The following is a 786-nucleotide window of genomic DNA, read 5'->3' on the forward strand; positions in this document are numbered from 1 at the left end:
TGTGATGTCTCAGGACATCGGAAACCCTCGAACCTACGGGTTCGGGGGTTTCGTCGTGTTGGGGTTTGCCTGGGGTTGGTAGTCGCGGGCGGGGTCGATGGTCAGCTCGCGCAGGAGTTCTCCGGTGACAGCGTTGGCGATGCGGACGTGCAGGTCGTCGATCAGCAGGATGACGTGGGTTCGGGCGTGGGTTCGGCCGATGCCGATGTGGTGGAGGCGGCCGTTGACGCGCAGGGTGACCACGCCGGAGGGGTCGATGCGGTCGTGGCGGACGCGGGCGTGTGTGTCGGCGTCGCGGCTGCCGTCGGGCAGGGCCTTGGGCGAGGCTGTGTAGGCCGCTGCCGGGGTGGCGCGGCGCGGCAGGGACCGGTGCGGGCGGCGGTGGTTGTAGGCATCGGCGAAACGGTCGAGAAGCGTCTGCAGGCCGGCCAGTGTGGCCGGCTGGTCGGGCTGGGCGCGCAGCCAGTTCTTCATGGTCTGCTGGAAGCGTTCGACCTTGCCGCAGGTGGTGGGGTGGTTGGGGCGGCTGTTCTTCTGGCGGACGTGCAGGCGGCGCAGGTCGTGTTCGAAGGCGTTGCGGCCGCCGCGCCCGCCGGCCAGCCGGGTGGTGAACACCATGCCGTTGTCGGTCAGCGTGGAGGTCGGCACGCCGTGCGCGACGACCGCGGCGCGGAAGGTGTCGCGCACGATCGGGCCGGTGACGCGGGCGTGCGCGGTCACCGACAGGGCGTAGCGGGAGTGGTCGTCCAGCCAGGACAGGATCTCGGTGTCGGTGCCGTCGGCGAG

1 protein-coding gene is annotated in these 786 nt (G+C 70.7%); it reads right to left on the bottom strand.

Annotated elements, in window-relative coordinates:
• Positions 1–33 precede the first annotated feature (33 nt).
• The coding region (locus GUY59_RS47145) for an integrase core domain-containing protein (protein ID WP_138208873.1) at positions 34–786 on the bottom strand (753 nt) is incomplete at its 5' end.

This window comes from Nonomuraea sp. K271 (assembly GCF_009908215.1).
Taxonomy (GTDB): domain Bacteria; phylum Actinomycetota; class Actinomycetes; order Streptosporangiales; family Streptosporangiaceae; genus Nonomuraea; species Nonomuraea longispora.